The following is a 15,811-nucleotide window of genomic DNA, read 5'->3' on the forward strand; positions in this document are numbered from 1 at the left end:
CGTGCGGAGGGGTGTCCCGGCCGCGTTAGGCTTGATGGTCACCCGCCCCCAGCCTCCGGCCGGGGGTACCCCCAGTCAGCTCACGAAAGTCCCGCGATGTCTGCCGAGTCGGTTTTCCCGCAGCTCGAAGCCCTGCTCCCGCATGTGCAGAAGCCGATCCAGTACGTCGGTGGAGAACTCAACTCCACCGTCAAGGACTGGGACGCCTGTGATGTCCGCTGGGCGCTCATGTACCCGGACGCCTACGAGGTGGGTCTGCCCAACCAAGGCGTCATGATCCTTTACGAGGTCCTCAACGAGCGTGCGGGGGTCCTCGCCGAGCGGACGTACAGCGTCTGGCCGGACCTGGAGGCGCTGATGCGGGAACACGGCGTCCCGCAGTTCACGGTGGACGGTCACCGCCCCGTGAAGGCCTTCGACGTGTTCGGCGTCAGCTTCTCCACGGAGCTGGGCTACACGAACCTGCTGACCGCGCTGGATCTGTCGGGGATCCCGCTGGAGGCCAAGGACCGGACCGTCGACGACCCGATCGTCATGGCCGGCGGCCACGCGGCCTTCAACCCCGAGCCGATCGCCGACTTCATCGACTGCGCGGTGATCGGCGACGGCGAGCAGGCCGTCCTGGAGGTCACCGACATCATCCGCGCCTGGAAGGCGGAGGGCCGCCCGGGCGGGCGCGAGGAGCTGCTGTTCCGCCTGGCGCGGACCGGCGGGGTGTACGTGCCCGGTTTCTACGACGTGGAGTACCTGCCGGACGGGCGCATCGGGCGCGTCGTACCGAACAAGTCGGGTGTGCCGTGGCGGGTGTCCAAGCACACCGTGATGGACCTCGACGAATGGCCCTACCCGAAACAGCCCCTGGTGCCGCTGGCGGAGACGGTCCACGAGCGGATGTCCGTCGAGATCTTCCGCGGCTGCACGCGCGGCTGCCGCTTCTGCCAGGCCGGCATGATCACGCGGCCCGTGCGGGAGCGGTCGATCACCGGTATCGGCGACATGGTCGAGAAGGGCCTGAAGGCGACCGGGTTCGAGGAGGTCGGCCTGCTGTCGCTGTCCTCGGCCGACCACAGCGAGATCGGCGACATCGCCAAGGGCCTCGCCGACCGGTACACGGACGACAAGATCGGCCTGTCGCTGCCGTCGACCCGCGTGGACGCCTTCAACATCGACCTGGCCAACGAACTGACCAGGAACGGTCGCCGGTCCGGCCTGACCTTCGCGCCGGAGGGCGGCTCCGAGCGGATCCGCAAGGTCATCAACAAGATGGTCTCCGAGGACGACCTGATCCGTACCGTCGCGACGGCCTACGGCAACGGCTGGCGGCAGGTGAAGCTGTACTTCATGTGCGGTCTGCCCACCGAGACCGACGACGACGTGCTCCAGATCGCCGACATGGCGACGCGCGTGATCCAGAAGGGCCGTGAGGTCTCCGGCTCCAACGACATCCGCTGCACGGTGTCGATCGGCGGGTTCGTGCCCAAGCCGCACACCCCGTTCCAGTGGGCGCCGCAGCTCTCGGCCGAGGAGACGGACGCCCGTCTCGAAAAGCTCCGGGACAAGATTCGCGGCGACAAGAAGTACGGCCGCTCCATCGGTTTCCGCTACCACGACGGCAAGCCCGGCATCGTCGAGGGCCTGCTCTCCCGCGGTGACCGCCGCCTCGGCGCGGTCATCCGCGCGGTCTACGAGGACGGCGGCCGGTTCGACGGCTGGCGCGAGCACTTCTCCTACGACCGCTGGATGGACTGCGCGGACAAGGCGCTGCCGCAGTTCGGCGTGGACGTCGACTGGTACACCACGCGCGAGCGGACGTACGAGGAGGTCCTGCCCTGGGACCACCTGGACTCCGGCCTCGACAAGGACTGGCTGTGGGAGGACTGGCAGGACTCCCTCGACGAGACCGAGGTCGAGGACTGCCGCTGGACGCCGTGTTTCGACTGCGGGGTGTGCCCCCAATTTGATACATGGCCACAACTGAGCGAGAGCGGTAAGAAGCTGCTCCCTCTGACGGTCAAGAAGTCCTCGTGACCAGCGGCGATACGGTCCGGCAGGTGGCTGAGACACTCGCTGGTCTGACCGAGGCGGAGCGTGCCGAGATGCTTCGCATGCTCGGCGCGAAGGGGCGTGAGCAGGCGCCCCGCGCCGTGTGGCGTACGCCGCTGCCTTCTCCCCGGCGAGCCGAGAGCATCGTCTCTTCGGTTGAGTGGGTGTGATCGATGAGAGGCGTTCGGACAGTGACAGTCCGGCGCCTCTCGCTCTTTGTGGGGTGCGGTTCCCGCACAGATGAACGGCTTTCCCGTTCTGGAAAGCCAGGGATCTTGACCACGCTGCCCGCAGGTCGGAAGCATCGATCGGGACACTGACTGTCGACGTGAGGGGGAAGCCGTGGGCGCGCCGCTGCGGAAGCTGTCGGGAGACCCGACTGCAAGAACGGCACGTGCCCGACGCTGTGGGTTGCGGACGACGGCAAGGACTACGTGGTGCAGGGGTACGTGATCACGGACCCTGAGCGGCTGGCGCAGCTCGACCTGCCGGAGGGGGAGACGGCCGTCATGATCCCGGCCGCAGTTCTTGAGGGGTACTGCGGTGCTCGCGGGTGAGGAGTTCGGCCGACTCTTCGAGACCTTCGAACGGACGGCGTTCAGGCTGGAGACGCTGGCCGAGTACGACGTGGAGGAAGAGCGCGAAGAGGTGGTGCGGTTCCTCGCGGGCGAGGACATGGGGCCGGACTGGGACGACAACCCATGGGTGCGCTCGATGACGGACAAGGGCAAGAGGGTGTCGCGCGTGCACGTCCTGCGCTCTCCGCTGACGGACTACCTCCAGTACGAACTGGCGGCATACCCCGGCAACATCAAGGCGGGCGAGTCCATCGGGATCATCGATCTTGCCGAGCAGGAAGTGACGGGCCTCCCCGATCACGACTTCTGGCTCTTCGACGACCGCGACGTGTACCGGATGCACTACACCCTCGAAGGCAAGTTCATCGGCGGTGAGCTGTTGCCCGCTGTCCGGCTCGCGGAGTACCAGGGTTACCGCGACGTGGCGCTCACTCACGCCGTGCCGTTCGCGTCCTACTGGGAGCGGCACCACTGACCACGGACTCGATCGGGAAAGCCCTGCGGGCGCTGCGGGAAGCATCGGCACTGACCGGTGACTCGGTGGCCCGCAGGGCTTCCATGTCTGCGGGGAAGCTCTCGAAGATCGAGAACGGCCGAACCCTGCCCACCGTGCAGGACGTCGACCTGATCCTGTCGGCACTCGGCGTCTCGGAGGCAGTGAAGGAACAGTTCCTCGCCACTGCCCGAGCAGAGGTCACGGAGGCTACGGCATGGCGTCTGCTGCGTCGTATGGGCCCGTGGAAGCCCCAGAACACCATCAAGGCCATCGAGGCCAAAACAGCCGCTCTCAGGCTGTTTCAGGGGCAACTCATCCCTGGGCTCCTCCAAACCCCGGAGTACGCCACGGCGGTGTTCTCGTTGCCTCCCGCACTGCCTGACGAGACCAGGGCCCGAACGGTGGCGGCGAGGCTGGAGCGTCAGGCCACGCTCTACGAAGACGGCCGGTCGTTCCGCTTCGTGATCTGTGAGCACGTCCTGCGGTGGCTGATCTGCGAGCCGGCCGTCATGGCAGTCCAACTCGACCGGCTTGTGTCCCTGTCCCGGCTCCCCAACGTGGCCATCGGTGTTGTGCCCCTGACCGGTCGGATGCCGGACTTCCCCATGACGTGCTTCAGCATCCACGACGACCGGTTGGTGATCGTCGAGACGTTCCACTCGGAGATCACGACGCGCGACCCCAGGGACATACAGACGTACGTCGACACCTTCGAACGGTTCGCCGACGTGGCGCTCTACGGCGACGACATGCGCACTCTCGTCGAAGGCATCCGAGACGGGTTCTTGCCTCAACAGGAAAGAAGGTAGGGCCGCCCGGCTGGAGCCCCAAGGATGGATGTGCAGCGAGATCCAAGCCGGGGAGTAGCCATGCCAGTGACCGTCACCACGCAGTCGGGACCGGTGCACCTGTCGCTTCCACTGCCCCCTCCGGACCCTGCGCCGAACTGTGACGTGTGCGCAGCGTTGGTTGAGCAACGGCAGGAAGCGCAGGCCAGGGGGTGACCTGTCGGCGGCGACGGATGCCGCTGTGGAGATCCGGAACCATCCCCACCGGACGCGGTAGCACTGACGCGGTGGACATGCAGACGTGGCGAGAAGCCCGCACAAGGGCTGTTGACGCGGCGGAAGCCATGCGGGCAGCACTGGCCGCTCTTGGCGTCCCTGAGACCGTCTGGCGCAGCGTGCGCCCCATGGTGACCCACAAGGGCGTGCCGTACGTGCACATCGGGATGGTGCGCGCGGACACTGCCGAGCAGATGGCGGAAGCCATGCGGGCCACGGCGAGTGGCGACAGGTGAGGGGACCATGGTGACCCGCGCTGTCCTGCGGTACGTGAAGCACCGGATCACGCAGCACCCCGACACGGACGTGACCTTCGAGGCGGAGTGCCTTCACTGCAAGTGGATGGCCACGCCCTCGACGGACGGTGCGGCGGTCGACGTGGAGTGCATGAGCCACACAGGCCGAAGCGGGCACAAGGGCTTCCGACGGATCTGCACGTCCTTCGCGATGGTGGTCAGGGACGAGTGACCGGCAACCCTGCGGTGCCCCTCGAAGTGCTGTGCGCGCGCCCCAGAGGGGCGCAGAGAGGCTCGTGGCGCGACGGCCACGGGTGTTGCTCCCCGGTGCTTGTTCGGCAAGGTGAAGGAGGGCCACCACTTTGGCTTTCACACCGGGATGACGAGTCAGGCGGGTTCCTTGGTTGGCGTCTTCGGGTTAGCGTCTTGGCGTGGTCACAGAGAGCACCTCCGTGCTGGTCGGCGTGCGGAAGTTCGATGGCAGCCTGAGCGCGCAGTGGACCGCTACCCGGCTCGGCGAGGATGAGCACGGCGTGTGGTTGGGCACGGCGCAGGGTGTCCCCGTCAGTTCGGTCACGGGTGGCTGGACAAGTCGGTTCGCGTACGTGATGTTGGTCCCGCGCGGTGAGTGGTGGACGGCCACGTTCTGTGCGGACCCGGGTCCCGAGATGTACTGCGATGTATGCACGGTGCCCGAGTGGAATGCAGACGGGACCGTCCTGCGCATGGTGGACCTCGATCTCGATGTCGTACGGCCTCGTAGCGGCGAGGCCCGCATCGAGGACGAGGACGAGTTCGCCCAACACCAAGTCCGCTACGGCTACCCCGACAGCGTCATCGGCAAGGCCCGACAAACCTGCGAATGGTTGATGGAGGCGGGCCGTCGAGATGGTGATGGCGTCGAACCCTTCACCTCGGTGTATCGCTACTGGATTGGCCTCATCGGGTAGGCCAGAGTGGGTCTTGGCCGCGCGAGAGGGCTCAGGCTGACAGACCGGCCTCGAACGGGCCCAGTCGACGGGTCGCTGTTTAGGGTGCTCGCGCTCGGCACCCTGGCGATGCGCCTGCGTGCGCCTGTCTCAGGCGCTCTCGCCGAGGTGGCGGTACAGGGTGGCGCGGGAGACCCCGAGAGCCTTGGCAAAGGCGCTCACGCTCTCGCCCTTCGCCTTCCTGGCACGGGCCACGGTGAGCACGTCCTCATCGACCACGGACGGCCGTCCGCCGGTACGGCCCTGCGCCTTGGCCGCTTCCAGTCCTGCCCGAGTCCGGTCCTTGATGAGTGAACGCTCGAACTCCGCCATGGCAGCGATGATCTGGAAAAACAGGCGGCCATCGGCCGAGGTGGTGTCGACTGACGAGAGCGCACCATCGAGCACGCGGAACCCGATGCCGCGCTGCCGCAAGCCGTCGACGATGCCCTCACGGAGTGGCCAGCTCTACCACTGCTGAACAGTGGGAACTACGGTGTCCGCTCCTCGAAGGAGCGGGAGAAGCTTTCCTACATGGCAGGGTGCTTGGTCGTCAACCTGGCTGGCCGAGCCCCCGCCCTGCGCGTCGCGGTAAAGCGAGCCAAGGCAGGGGCATGGCTCGTCGGTCAGAGCTTGGCGGCGAAGTCGTCGCTCTTGATGACGAGACGCTCGCGTACATCGCGAGGGATCTTCAACCGCAGATGCACGGACGGAGCGCGCACGCCCTTGATCTTGGTTCGCGTCATCTCGCATGTGATACCGACGCGGCGCAGGTCCTCGGCCATCGCTTCCATGCCGCCCTCCTCCGACACCTCGCGGAAGGTCTTGCCGTTGTGCACGAGGATCCATCGGTCCTGCGTCGTCTCGGGATCGATGGCGCTGAGTTCGTCCGTCAGCTTGTCGAGTGTCTTCTCTGCCTGCTCCCTGGTGAACCGCGTCTTCGAGAACCGGCCCCCCGGCTCAAGTTCCTTCATGTAGTAGGCGATGGACCCTTCGAGGCGCTTCACTTCGGCCCGAGCCTCGGCGCCTCTCGCGTACTCGCGCACCTGCACGGGGAAGTCGCCGAGCACTCGCAGGACGTCCGCCACCAGTACGTCGTACACACCCTGTGGGTTGGGTGCGCCGAGCCCTCCGCTCTTGCACTTGCCGCAGCGGAGGTAGGAGTAGTCCCGACCCTTGTGGCTCGTCTTCTGCACGGTCATGTTGGTCGAACAGTCGGGGCAGATCAGCACGCCGAGGAACTGTGTCGCCCCGCCGGTCTGCCGGGCGGGCTGGTTCTTTCCTCGACGGTCGAGCGCCGCTTGAAGGGTCTCGAACTCCTCCTCGGTGAAGATCGAAGGAGCGATCCGAATCGGCTTGCCATCGTCGCCGAGAAGGAGCCTGCTCCGTCGCTTACCTCCCTGCTTGTTCTCCTCGACCCGGTAGCCCATGAGTGCCGGGTTGCGAAGACGTCGGAGGATGGTCGCCGTCGTGAGCCCGGGCGACATGAGTCCAGAACGGACGAGGCACATGGCCATGCGCCGGGCCGACACTCCTCGCAGCGCCATACGGCGAGCCCAGTGCAGCGCCTTGTGGGCGTCCTTATTGATGGCGAGGACGCTCCTGCCGTCCTTCTTTGCCGTCTCGTATCCGTACGCAGGCTTACCCACAAGCCAGTCGGTCTGGGTCTTCGCGTAGTCCCACAGGCTCGACACTCGTGTGCTCGTGTTGGCTGCCTCGATCTCGGCGATGCCCCCGATGAGCGTGACCATGATGCGGCCCGTGGTCGTGCTGAGATCGATCGCGTCGTTCTTCGATACGAGGTTCCTCCCGTACCGCTCGCACCACTCGATCATCGTCGAGAGATCCGACATACGACGAATGAAGCGGTCGAGCTTCCAGAAGAGCAGAGCATCGAACTCGGGCGCCCGGTTGTTGAGCCACTCGCCGAGTTCCCTCCGCTTCCACGGCGGAACCTTCGTCGCCGACACGTTGAGGTCGGAGGCGACACCGACGACGCGGTAACCCTTGTCCCTTGCGAGCACCCGCAGGTCGAGTTCCTGTCGGACGGGCGACGTAGTGTCGTCCGTCAGGACGGACAGGCGGACGGAGAGCAGGGCGCGGGGAGCGTCCTCGGGCAGCAGGGCCTCCGCTCTCTTCAGGTCCTCCAGCAGGGCCAGATCCGAAGTGGACCACTCCGCATCGATGTCGTACGTCTTCATGACGCGCGAGAGTAGCTGATGGATTTGAGTGCGTCTCCTTTTGTCTCAGATGGACACGGCTATTCAAATCGGCCCCACCGGCAAGAAGCTGCTCCCGCTCACGGTCAAGAACGCCGGTCCGACGCCCGCTGCGAGTGGCCACGCGCACTGAGGTGGGCCGGCCGCTGGATGCGCCACGCGCGCGGGACGGTGTCGGCGAGCCGGCGGTGCCGCGGCCGCGCCGCTGCCCGAACGCGGGGCTCAGGGCGGTGGTGGTGGCAGGAGGGGGCCGAGGGGGCCCAGGTCGAGGTTGAGGTCGTCCATCGTGAGGTCGTAGCGGCGGCACAGTTCCGTCATGCGGTCGTGGAGGATCATCAGCGTCAGGCCCAGCCGCTCCTCCTGCTGCTCGGTGAGACCGCCCTGGTCGACGCGGTGCAGGGCCTGGCGCTCCATCAGCTGGCGGAGCAACTCGACGATCGTGAGCACGAGTTTGACCAGGTCGCGCTCCACCGTCTCCGGCTCGGTCCGGAGGCGGTGGGCGACCGAGGAGCCGCCTTCACGGTCGTCCAGGGGCGGAGGCATCTCGTCCGGCCGGGCCGGGAGCAGGGCGAAGGCGCGTGCCGCGGCGTCGGCCACCTCGTCCAGGCGGCCCGAGTCGGGCTGGCGGTCAGCGGAGGGCGTCATGGGGGTCGCCGCCTTCGGTGAGCGTCTCTCGCGCGGTGGGCCCAGGGGGCAGTTCGGGGAGCATGACTCCCCACTGCTGCTCCTGAACGGCGACGATCACCGCGCGCAGCGAGATCCTGACCAGGTCGATGTCCGCGATCGACAGGACGACGTCACCGGTGAGCACCACGCCGCCGCTCAGCAGCCGGTCGAGCAGGTCGATCAGGGCCACCTGGCGCTGGGCGAGCGGGGGGTCCTCGTACGCGGTCACCGCTGTCGCGCTCCCTCCGCGTCGGCGCCCGGGTCGGCGCCCTGGGTCTGCGGCTCCTGGGCGAAGGAGTACGGCACCCAGGGTCCGGTGACCTCCACCCGTACGCCCGGGAGCCCTTCGGCGGCGTCGAGGACTCGCTCGCGGAACTCCTGGCCCCGGTCGCGCGGGACGAGATAGGCGTCGTTGGCTATGTTCTCGCCGGACGTGCCGGCCAGGCGGCCCTGTTGCGGGCGGTGCCGGGCGCGGGCCACGGCGAGGGTCGCGGCCCGACCCTCGATACGGCGTACGGTCTCGGCGGCGGACGACCAGGCGTCCTCCCGCGCGTGCCGCTGCTGCCGGCGCTGCCGCAGGTAGGCGCGGCCGGGATCGGGTTCGTCCGCGGCGCTGTCCGGAGGCGACGGCGGGGACGGCCGCGCGGCCGGGGAGGACGTGTCGGCGTAGACCTTCACGCCCCACTCGACATGGTCGGCGAGCCGGTCCAGGAGTGCGGCGAGGGTCTGTTCCCGCTCCACGAGCATGTCGCTGACCCGGGTGTCGTCGAGGTACACCGTCGCCAGCCGCAGCGGCAGCACCGTGCCCCGGGCGCCCAGCGTCTCGATGACGTGATGGTGGGCGCGGGCCACGTTCTCCAGCCAGTCCAGGTCCTCCAGGTGAGCCTTGAGGGCGGCCTCGGAGAAGTCCGCGCCGGGCACCGGGCTGACCGCCGCCGCCAGGTCGCCGTGGCGGACCAGCGTGACGGGCGCGTCCGCGACCCCGACGAGGTCCGCGACCCCGAGGACGCCGGTGAGCGCGTCGTCCTGCGGGGAGGCGCCGGGGCGCAGCACGCCGTACGCGTAACTGAGTCGGTCGTCCATGGGTCAACTCCGGCCGTCGTCGTCCTCGGCGGTCCTGCGCCGCTTGCGCCGGGGCTCGGCGCCGGGCTCGTGGTCCTGATCGCGGTCACGGTCACGGTCACGGTCGCGGCGGCGGCCACCGGCGGCGCTCTCCGGCAGTTCCGCCTGCGACTCCGCCATCTGCCTGCGCAACTGCTCGACCTCGTCGCGCAGGCGCTCGTTCTGCTCCTTCAGGTCGCGGGTGCCGTCGGCGCGCGACGACAGCGCCGGGTCGCGCTCCCACCAGTCGATGCCGATCTCCTTCGCCTTGTCCACCGAGGTGACCAGCAGGCGGAGCCGGATGGTGAGCAGCTCGATGTCGAGCAGGTCGATCTTGATGTCGCCGACGATGACGATGCCCTTGTCGAGCACCCGCTCGAGTATGTCGGCGAGGTTGGCACTCGTTCCCTGGTTGTACGGCTGAAGCGTGCGCGCCGGGGAGGGGCCGGCAGGTGGGGGCTCGGTCACGGCGTCGTCGACCTCGTTCCTGGAAGCGGCTCAGTGTCGCCGGCGCCGGCTAGCTGCGGCGCCTGCGGCTCTCGGCCGGGGGTTCCTCGTCGCGGTCCTCGGGCTCTTCGTCCTCCTCCTCGTCGTATTCGTCCTCGTCTTCGTCTTCGGGCTCTTCCTCGTCTGCGGCTGTGTCCGCGTCCGTGTCCCGAGCCGCGCGCTGGTCCCTCTCGTCGTAGCGGTCCTCGGGCTGTGCCTCGTCGTCCTCGTACTCCTCGTCGTCCTCGACGTCCTCGACGCGGGTCTGATCCTCACCGCGGGCCTCCAGGTCCTCCTCCTCGTACTCCTCGTGCAGGCCACGGACCAGCTCGCCGTCGCGGATCTCTTCGCGCAGCATCACGAACTTGCGGAAGCGCTTCAGATCGAGCCGGGCACGGCGGCCCTGGGCCCGCCAGAGATTTCCGGTCTTCTCGACGAATCCCTGGGGGATGTGGTCGAGGACCAGCAGGACCTTGGTGAGGTTCTCGGCCACAGGGTGGAAGGTGACCACCCCGCTGGTGGTGCCGCCGGCCCCTTCGGAGATCCAGGCGATCCGCTCGTCGGGCACCTGCTCGATGATCGTCCCGGTCCACGCGCGGCCGGCCTTGGCGATCTTGGCCTCCTCGACGCCCGTCACGTCCTCGGCGGACCGGCCGAACTCCGTGAACCGCGTCCACTGCTCGTACGCCTCGCGCACCGGAACGCCGATGTCGATGTCCTCGATGACGGTCATGCTCCTGGCGCCGCCGCGCGACGACCCGTGCCTATGGCCGGCGGCCTGCTTGATCTTGTCCGTCACGGCGTCCTTGGCGTGCACGGCGCCTTCCTTGGCCTGGGACGCCTGCCCGCCGAGCAACTTTCCTCCTTTGCCGAGGCCGTGGACGAGCGCGCCGGGTTCCAGATGGGCGGAACCGATCCGGTTCGCCGCGTCGCCCACCTTGTGTCCCACGCCGGCCAGGACGTGCTCCAGGCGGGTCTCGGCGTAGGCGCCCAGCTCCTCCACCAGCTTCGCGCCCGGGCTCTTCAGGGCGTCGGTACCGCCCGGCGATCCCGGTACGGATGCCTTGACGTCAGTCATCGTCCGACTCCCTCGCTCGCGAGGAGCCCTTCGGCCTCGAGGACGTTTTGTGCGCCACGCCGCCGGACTTCGGCTGCGACGACATCCGGCGTACCGCCTTCTTGGCCCTGAGCTGCCTTTCCTCCATCTCCTCGCGCGGCTCCTCGGCCCCGAGGTCCTCGCCCTCCTGTCGCCGCAATCGTCCCTGCTGCCCCTGCAGGCCGAGGGTGCGCTGGTGGAGCGAGTCGGCGAGGTGGTTGACCTGGGCGTTCACCACGGAGGTCGCCGCTGCCTTGGCCACGCCGGCCAGTTCGGTGCGGGCCTGCTGGCTGAGGTTGCCGAGCACGGGCGCGAAGGCCTCCGCGAGGTCTCCGGCCTTCGCGCGCCTGACGGCCATCGCCAGGGCGAGCCCCAGGGCGGCCTTGGCGTTCTTGTTACGGCCCAGCGCATAGCCGCCGATGAGGGCAGCTCCCACTTTGGCGTTGTTCATGATGCCGACCTTCCGAGCTGGTACAGCCTGATCTCCTCCAGCCGTCCCAGCAGTTCCTCCTCGCGTGCCGCGAAGTCCTCGTCGTCGATACGGCCCTCCGTGCGCGCCCGCTCCAGGTCGGCGAGCGCCGCCTGGATGGGAGTGGGGTCGTAGTACTCGTTCTCCGCGGCCTGAACGACCTTGTCGAGCACCCAGCCCACGCCTCGCACCGGGGCGAAGGGCAGTGCCAGGACCTCGAAGACCAGTCCCACGGTGCCTCCTTGTGTCGTGCGGCCTGGTGCCGGCGGTGTGTGTCAGGCGAAGCTGTAGGGCGGCAGTGGACCTCGGAGCCGTAGCTCGGCCCCCTCGGGCAGTTGCCCGGTGAGCTCCGCGCAGGCGTCGGTGAACTCCTGGGACCTCTCGTCGTCCACCAGGAACGAGGCGTTGACGAAGTACTGCTCCGAGGACGGCGACAGGCTCTCCGCCTGTGCCAACGGCCGCAGCGCGGTGACGACCTGGGTGGCGAGCGCCTCCTCGCGGCCCTGTACCTCCTGGGCCACGAGCTGGCCGAGTTCCATCCGCTGCTCGGGGCTCCCGCCCTCGCGCGTCGCCTCGTTCAGCTCACGTATCCGGTCGGAGTCCTCGATGATCCGTCGCAGCAGCGAGTCCTCGTCCTGCACGCCCTTGACGTTGAACTCCACCCGGTCGGCGAGTTCGGCCATCCGCTGGGCGTACTGGTCGGAGCCCTGCTCCAGGACGACACGTACGGCGTCCTCGTCCTGGGCGACGAACCCGAAGCCCAGCGGCAGCGAGACGCCGTCGGACCACAACCGCTCCTGCACCGTGTGATGTGCCTCCAGGTCCCGGCGGGCGACCGAGAGGTCCGCGGGGGCCTCGCTGACCACGGCGCACAGCGAGTCGCCGCGCACCACACGCAGTTCGGAGGGCGCCTCGCCGACGCCCTTGAGGCCGTCGAGGCGCAGCGGATGGGATGCCTCGGTGATGGCGTAGACGTACAGGGACATCGCTCACTCCTCGCGGTCCTTGGAGGAACGGCGCTCGGAACGGCGCTCGGCCGGTTCGCGCTCCCGCTCCCGCCGCTCGCCCCTGCCGCGCCGCGGTCGTTCACCGCTCTCGATCTCGTCGCGGCCGCCCTGCAGGGACTCCGTGAAGGCTTCGACGGCGCCGCTCAGCGCGCCCTTGCTCTTGCCCTTGGCGCCGCCCTCGGTGACCCGCTCCATCACGTCGGGCAGCTGGGCCGGGGCCTTGCGGCCCGCCTCCAGGTCCAGCCGGTTGCATGCCTCGGCGAAGCGCAGGTACGTGTCCACGCTGGCCACGACGATACGAGCGTCGATCTTGGCTATCTCGATGCCGACCAGGGAGACCCGTACGAAGGCGTCGATCACCAGACCGCGGTCCAGGACCAACTCCAGTACGTCGTAGAGGTTCCCGGAGCCCGAACTGGGGGCGGGCACCGCGCCGCCGCCCGGCGTCACAGTCACGATCTTCTCCCTTCGTTCCGGTCGAGCTGGGCGCGCGTGTAGCGGCGCCCGCGTTTGTAGGCCAGCAGTTGGCCGGCCGGGTCCATCGCGACCTCGTAGCTGGCCATCACACTCGTGGTCTCGGGGATGCGCTCCAGCTCGACGACCTCGACCTCGGCCTCCCAGCCGTCGTCCGTGGGCTTCAGCGCGGAGACGGACTCGGGTCGCCGGCCGAGCAGCTCCGCGAGTTGCTCGGTCGCCTGCCGCATCGCCTCGGGGGCCGAGACTCTCTCGTTGTCGGGCATATCATCACCAACCGTCGTCAATCCTCCGTGTCTCCCAAAACGCCCTCCTGTATCGCTCCGGTCAGCAGGTTTTCCGGCGCCCTGGTGCATCCGGAGCGCGGCCGGAGGCGTCTACTGGGGTATGGACCTGGAAAAACCACCAGCTCAGCCGCCACCCGACGGGTGCCTCGTGGTCGCGATCCGGGTACCGGTGCGGATCGTGGTGCTCGTTCTCGTGCTCCCGGTGCGCATGGCCTGGGACGCGCTGGTCGTCGCCGGGCGGTTCCTCCACGACACGGTGCTCAGGCCGACCGGGCGGGCGCTGCTGTGGCTGGGTCGGGCGGTGTTCGTGTGGCCGTTCGTCGCGCTGTGGCGCTGGGTGCTTGTTCCGGTGGGCCGGACGCTCGCCTGGCTCGGGAACGTGCTCGTCGTCGTGCCGTGCGGGTGGCTTCACCGGTACGTCCTGACACCCGCCGGGCAGGCGATCGCCTGGGTGGGACGGGGGATCGCCGCCGGGCTGCAGTGGGTGTACGCGCGCGTGCTCACGCCCGTCGGACGCGCGGTCATGTGGGTCCTGAGGGGCGTCGGCGCCGTGCTCGCCGTCGTCGGCGCCGGGGTGTTCACCGCCGTGGCGTGGCTGGCGCGCCACCTCCTCGTCGCGCCCGCCGCCTGGGTGTACGAGTGGGTCCTCACGCCGGTCGGACGGGCGATCGTGTGGTGCCTGAAAGGGCTCGTGTGGCTCGTGGGCATGGTCTTCACGGGCATCGGCACGGTCCTGTACTGGACCTGCCGGATCCTGTTCGCGCTGCCCGCCCTCGCGGTGTGGCGCTGGGTGCTGGTGCCCGTCGGGCACGTGCTCGCGGTCGTCGGGCGTGAGGTCGGCGCCGCGCTGGGGCACGCCTGGCGGGTCGCGGGGCACATCTCGCTCGCCGTCGGCCGGTTCCTCGGGACGCTCTTGCGGTGGCTCGTCGTGGAACCGGTGCGCTGGGTGTACACGCGCGTGCTCACGCCTGCCGGTCATCTCGTCCGGGACGCGGTGCTGCGGCCCGTGGCCGAGGCGCTGCGCGCCGCGGGGCGGGCCTCGCGGCAGGCGCTGGCGTCCGCACGGGCGAGCGTGCGGCAGGCGCGGGCCGACTTCCGGCGGATGCTCTTCGGCGCCGGCGGGCCCCGGCGGCGGCCGGAGGTGGCCCGGCGGGAACCTGTGGCCGCCGAGACACGTACTCTTGGTAGCAGTACGACCGCTCTCACGAAGGATTGAACGACACTGGGCAAGCGACAGCCCGAAGGCCCGCCGCCGGCACCCGCGGTGCAGCGCGTCCGACTGCGCTACACCAAGCGCGGCCGCCTCCGGTTCACCAGCCACCGTGACTTCCAGCGCGCCTTCGAGCGTGCGTTGCGCCGCGCCGAGGTACCCATGGCGTACTCGGCGGGGTTCACCCCGCACCCGAAGGTGTCGTACGCCAATGCCGCACCCACCGGCACGGGCAGTGAGGCGGAGTACCTGGAGATCGCGCTCACCGCGCCGCGCGATCCGGAGAAGCTCCGGATCCTGCTCGACGAGTCGATGCCCACCGGGCTCGACATCGTCGACGCCGTCGAGGCCCGTACGTCGGGCCTCGCCGACCGGCTGACGGCCTCCGTCTGGGAGCTGCGCCTGACCGGCGTGGACCCGGGCGACGCCGCGCGTGCCGTGGCCGCGTTCAACGCGGCCGAGGCCGTCGAGGTGCAGCGGCTGACCAAGAACGGCGTCCGCACCTTCGACGCCCGCCCGGCGGTCGTGAGCCTGGAAAGCCGCGACGGCCGCACGGCCGCGGAGACGCAGCATCCGCAGGCTGATAGGCCGACCGACCAGCCCTGTGCGATACTGCGGCTGGTTGTTCGGCACGTGACGCCTGCCGTACGACCCGACGACGTCCTGTCCGGTCTCCGCGCCGTGGCCGACCTGGCGCCGCCGGTCCCCGCAGCGGTGACCAGGCTGGCGCAGGGGCTTTTCGATGAAGAGACCGGCACGGTGACAGACCCGCTCGCGCCTGATCGCGAGGCGGGTCCCGCGTAGGACGGACGTCGTAGCGCCGCCCTCGTACTCGGGAGCCACCTGGGTCGGGCAGCGCACCGACCACAAGACTTTCGCCAGGCCGTACGCAACACGGCATACGGAACCGGCGAGACAGGACAACAGAGAGCTCCCGTGCGGCGCCCGCGCCCCGGACGGCGGCAGTCGCGCATCGCGCGAGCCGCGGACGTCACCGGCACCACTGCCGGACCAGGTGCGGCGCCCGGGAGCCTGACGGGAGAAACGCCCGCATGCTCGAGCCGATCGAACCCGCCGAGGGTTCCGAACTCAACACACCCAGCGACACCCTGCCGCCGCGTCGGCGCCGTGCCGCTTCCCGGCCGGCGGGTCCACCCGCCGCCACGTCCGAGACGCCCGCGGAGACGGTCGAGCCGGCCATACCGGCCGCCGAGCCGGCCTCGGGCGATCTGACCTCCGGAGAAGCCGCCGGCCTGGCTGCCACCGACCTCTCCTCCGCGGCTTCCGAGGAGGCCGGGGACGTCGACGAGGCGCTTGAGGCGTCCGCGACCGACGAGGTCGCCGACGCCGCCGAGGAGGCCGCGCCCGCCGGGCGTTCGCGTCGTCGTGCGACGCGCCGGGCGTCCGCGCC

At 69.3% G+C, this 15,811-nt stretch carries 21 protein-coding genes; 9 read left to right on the forward strand and 12 right to left on the reverse strand.

Annotated elements, in window-relative coordinates; translation table 11 throughout:
* Nucleotides 1-96 precede the first annotated feature (96 nt).
* The 6 genes from AB0O67_RS21480 (at nt 97) to AB0O67_RS21505 (ending at nt 5,367) form a co-directional block, all read left to right on the forward strand.
* Nucleotides 97-2,028: a TIGR03960 family B12-binding radical SAM protein gene (locus AB0O67_RS21480; protein WP_365452324.1), complete on the forward strand. Its 1,932-nt coding sequence runs from the start codon at nt 97-99 to the stop codon at nt 2,026-2,028.
* 23 nt (nt 2,029-2,051) lie between these two features.
* Nucleotides 2,052-2,213 carry a hypothetical protein gene (locus AB0O67_RS21485; RefSeq protein WP_365452326.1) on the forward strand — a complete coding sequence of 54 codons (162 nt, stop codon included), beginning with the start codon at nt 2,052-2,054 and terminating at the stop codon, nt 2,211-2,213.
* Between the two features lie 373 nt (nt 2,214-2,586).
* Nucleotides 2,587-3,096 (forward strand): DUF6879 family protein, encoded by a 510-nt coding sequence (locus tag AB0O67_RS21490; protein ID WP_365452328.1) that lies wholly within the window; start codon nt 2,587-2,589, stop codon nt 3,094-3,096.
* Nucleotides 3,097-3,119: 23 nt separating this feature from the next.
* On the forward strand, nt 3,120-3,926 hold the full coding sequence (locus AB0O67_RS21495) for a helix-turn-helix transcriptional regulator (protein ID WP_365452366.1): 807 nt from the start codon (nt 3,120-3,122) through the stop codon (nt 3,924-3,926).
* Between the two features lie 498 nt (nt 3,927-4,424).
* Nucleotides 4,425-4,649, forward strand: a complete 225-nt coding sequence (locus AB0O67_RS21500; protein WP_365452330.1) for a hypothetical protein — start codon at nt 4,425-4,427, stop codon at nt 4,647-4,649.
* Nucleotides 4,650-4,848: 199 nt separating this feature from the next.
* The gene (locus AB0O67_RS21505) at nt 4,849-5,367 is read left to right on the forward strand and encodes a DUF402 domain-containing protein (protein ID WP_365452332.1); all 519 of its coding nucleotides are present in this window, start codon (nt 4,849-4,851) and stop codon (nt 5,365-5,367) included.
* A 129-nt stretch (nt 5,368-5,496) separates the two neighbouring features.
* Here the strand turns inward: AB0O67_RS21505 and AB0O67_RS21510 are convergent, their stop codons facing one another.
* The 12 genes from AB0O67_RS21510 to AB0O67_RS21565 all read right to left on the reverse strand — a co-directional run bounded on the left by AB0O67_RS21510 (nt 5,497) and on the right by AB0O67_RS21565 (nt 13,169).
* Nucleotides 5,497-5,820 (reverse strand): recombinase family protein, encoded by a 324-nt coding sequence (locus AB0O67_RS21510; protein ID WP_365452334.1) that lies wholly within the window; start codon nt 5,818-5,820, stop codon nt 5,497-5,499.
* A gap of 191 nt (nt 5,821-6,011) precedes the next feature.
* Complete coding sequence (locus AB0O67_RS21515; protein ID WP_365452336.1) at nt 6,012-7,586, reverse strand: recombinase family protein; 1,575 nt, start codon at nt 7,584-7,586, stop codon at nt 6,012-6,014.
* 240 nt (nt 7,587-7,826) lie between these two features.
* Nucleotides 7,827-8,249 (reverse strand): gas vesicle protein K, encoded by a 423-nt coding sequence (locus AB0O67_RS21520; protein WP_365452338.1) that lies wholly within the window; start codon nt 8,247-8,249, stop codon nt 7,827-7,829.
* On the reverse strand, nt 8,233-8,499 hold the full coding sequence (locus AB0O67_RS21525; RefSeq protein ID WP_365452340.1) for a gas vesicle protein: 267 nt from the start codon (nt 8,497-8,499) through the stop codon (nt 8,233-8,235). The genes AB0O67_RS21520 and AB0O67_RS21525 overlap by 17 nt, the downstream gene beginning before the upstream one ends.
* Nucleotides 8,496-9,353 carry a GvpL/GvpF family gas vesicle protein gene (locus AB0O67_RS21530; protein ID WP_365452342.1) on the reverse strand — a complete coding sequence of 286 codons (858 nt, stop codon included), beginning with the start codon at nt 9,351-9,353 and terminating at the stop codon, nt 8,496-8,498. Before AB0O67_RS21530 ends, AB0O67_RS21525 begins: the two co-directional genes overlap by 4 nt.
* Before the next feature lie 3 nt (nt 9,354-9,356).
* Entirely contained in the window at nt 9,357-9,839 is a 483-nt protein-coding gene (locus AB0O67_RS21535; RefSeq protein ID WP_365452344.1) for a gas vesicle protein, read from the reverse strand.
* Nucleotides 9,840-9,888: 49 nt separating this feature from the next.
* The gene (locus AB0O67_RS21540) at nt 9,889-10,935 is read right to left on the reverse strand and encodes an SRPBCC family protein (RefSeq protein ID WP_365452346.1); all 1,047 of its coding nucleotides are present in this window, start codon (nt 10,933-10,935) and stop codon (nt 9,889-9,891) included.
* Nucleotides 10,928-11,404: a hypothetical protein gene (locus AB0O67_RS21545; RefSeq protein WP_365452348.1), complete on the reverse strand. Its 477-nt coding sequence runs from the start codon at nt 11,402-11,404 to the stop codon at nt 10,928-10,930. Before AB0O67_RS21545 ends, AB0O67_RS21540 begins: the two co-directional genes overlap by 8 nt.
* A complete protein-coding gene (locus AB0O67_RS21550) occupies nt 11,401-11,655 on the reverse strand; it encodes a gas vesicle protein GvpG (RefSeq protein WP_365452350.1) in 255 nt (84 codons plus the stop codon). Before AB0O67_RS21550 ends, AB0O67_RS21545 begins: the two co-directional genes overlap by 4 nt.
* Nucleotides 11,656-11,697: 42 nt before the next feature.
* Complete coding sequence (locus tag AB0O67_RS21555; RefSeq protein WP_365452352.1) at nt 11,698-12,408, reverse strand: GvpL/GvpF family gas vesicle protein; 711 nt, start codon at nt 12,406-12,408, stop codon at nt 11,698-11,700.
* A 3-nt stretch (nt 12,409-12,411) separates the two neighbouring features.
* On the reverse strand, nt 12,412-12,885 hold the full coding sequence (locus AB0O67_RS21560) for a gas vesicle structural protein GvpA (RefSeq protein ID WP_365452354.1): 474 nt from the start codon (nt 12,883-12,885) through the stop codon (nt 12,412-12,414).
* Nucleotides 12,882-13,169: a gas vesicle protein gene (locus AB0O67_RS21565; protein WP_365452356.1), complete on the reverse strand. Its 288-nt coding sequence runs from the start codon at nt 13,167-13,169 to the stop codon at nt 12,882-12,884. The genes AB0O67_RS21560 and AB0O67_RS21565 overlap by 4 nt, the downstream gene beginning before the upstream one ends.
* A gap of 121 nt (nt 13,170-13,290) precedes the next feature.
* Between AB0O67_RS21565 and AB0O67_RS21570 the strand changes: the two genes are divergently transcribed.
* The 3 genes from AB0O67_RS21570 to AB0O67_RS21580 form a co-directional block, all read left to right on the forward strand.
* Nucleotides 13,291-14,406: a hypothetical protein gene (locus tag AB0O67_RS21570; RefSeq protein ID WP_365452358.1), complete on the forward strand. Its 1,116-nt coding sequence runs from the start codon at nt 13,291-13,293 to the stop codon at nt 14,404-14,406.
* 48 nt (nt 14,407-14,454) lie between these two features.
* Nucleotides 14,455-15,204: a TIGR03936 family radical SAM-associated protein gene (locus tag AB0O67_RS21575; RefSeq protein ID WP_365452360.1), complete on the forward strand. Its 750-nt coding sequence runs from the start codon at nt 14,455-14,457 to the stop codon at nt 15,202-15,204.
* Between the two features lie 248 nt (nt 15,205-15,452).
* Nucleotides 15,453-15,811: hypothetical protein (locus tag AB0O67_RS21580; protein WP_365452362.1), on the forward strand; the 359-nt coding region annotated here is incomplete at its 3' end.

Origin of the sequence: Streptomyces sp. NPDC086077 (assembly GCF_040686175.1) — a bacterium.
Lineage (GTDB): Bacteria > Actinomycetota > Actinomycetes > Streptomycetales > Streptomycetaceae > Streptomyces.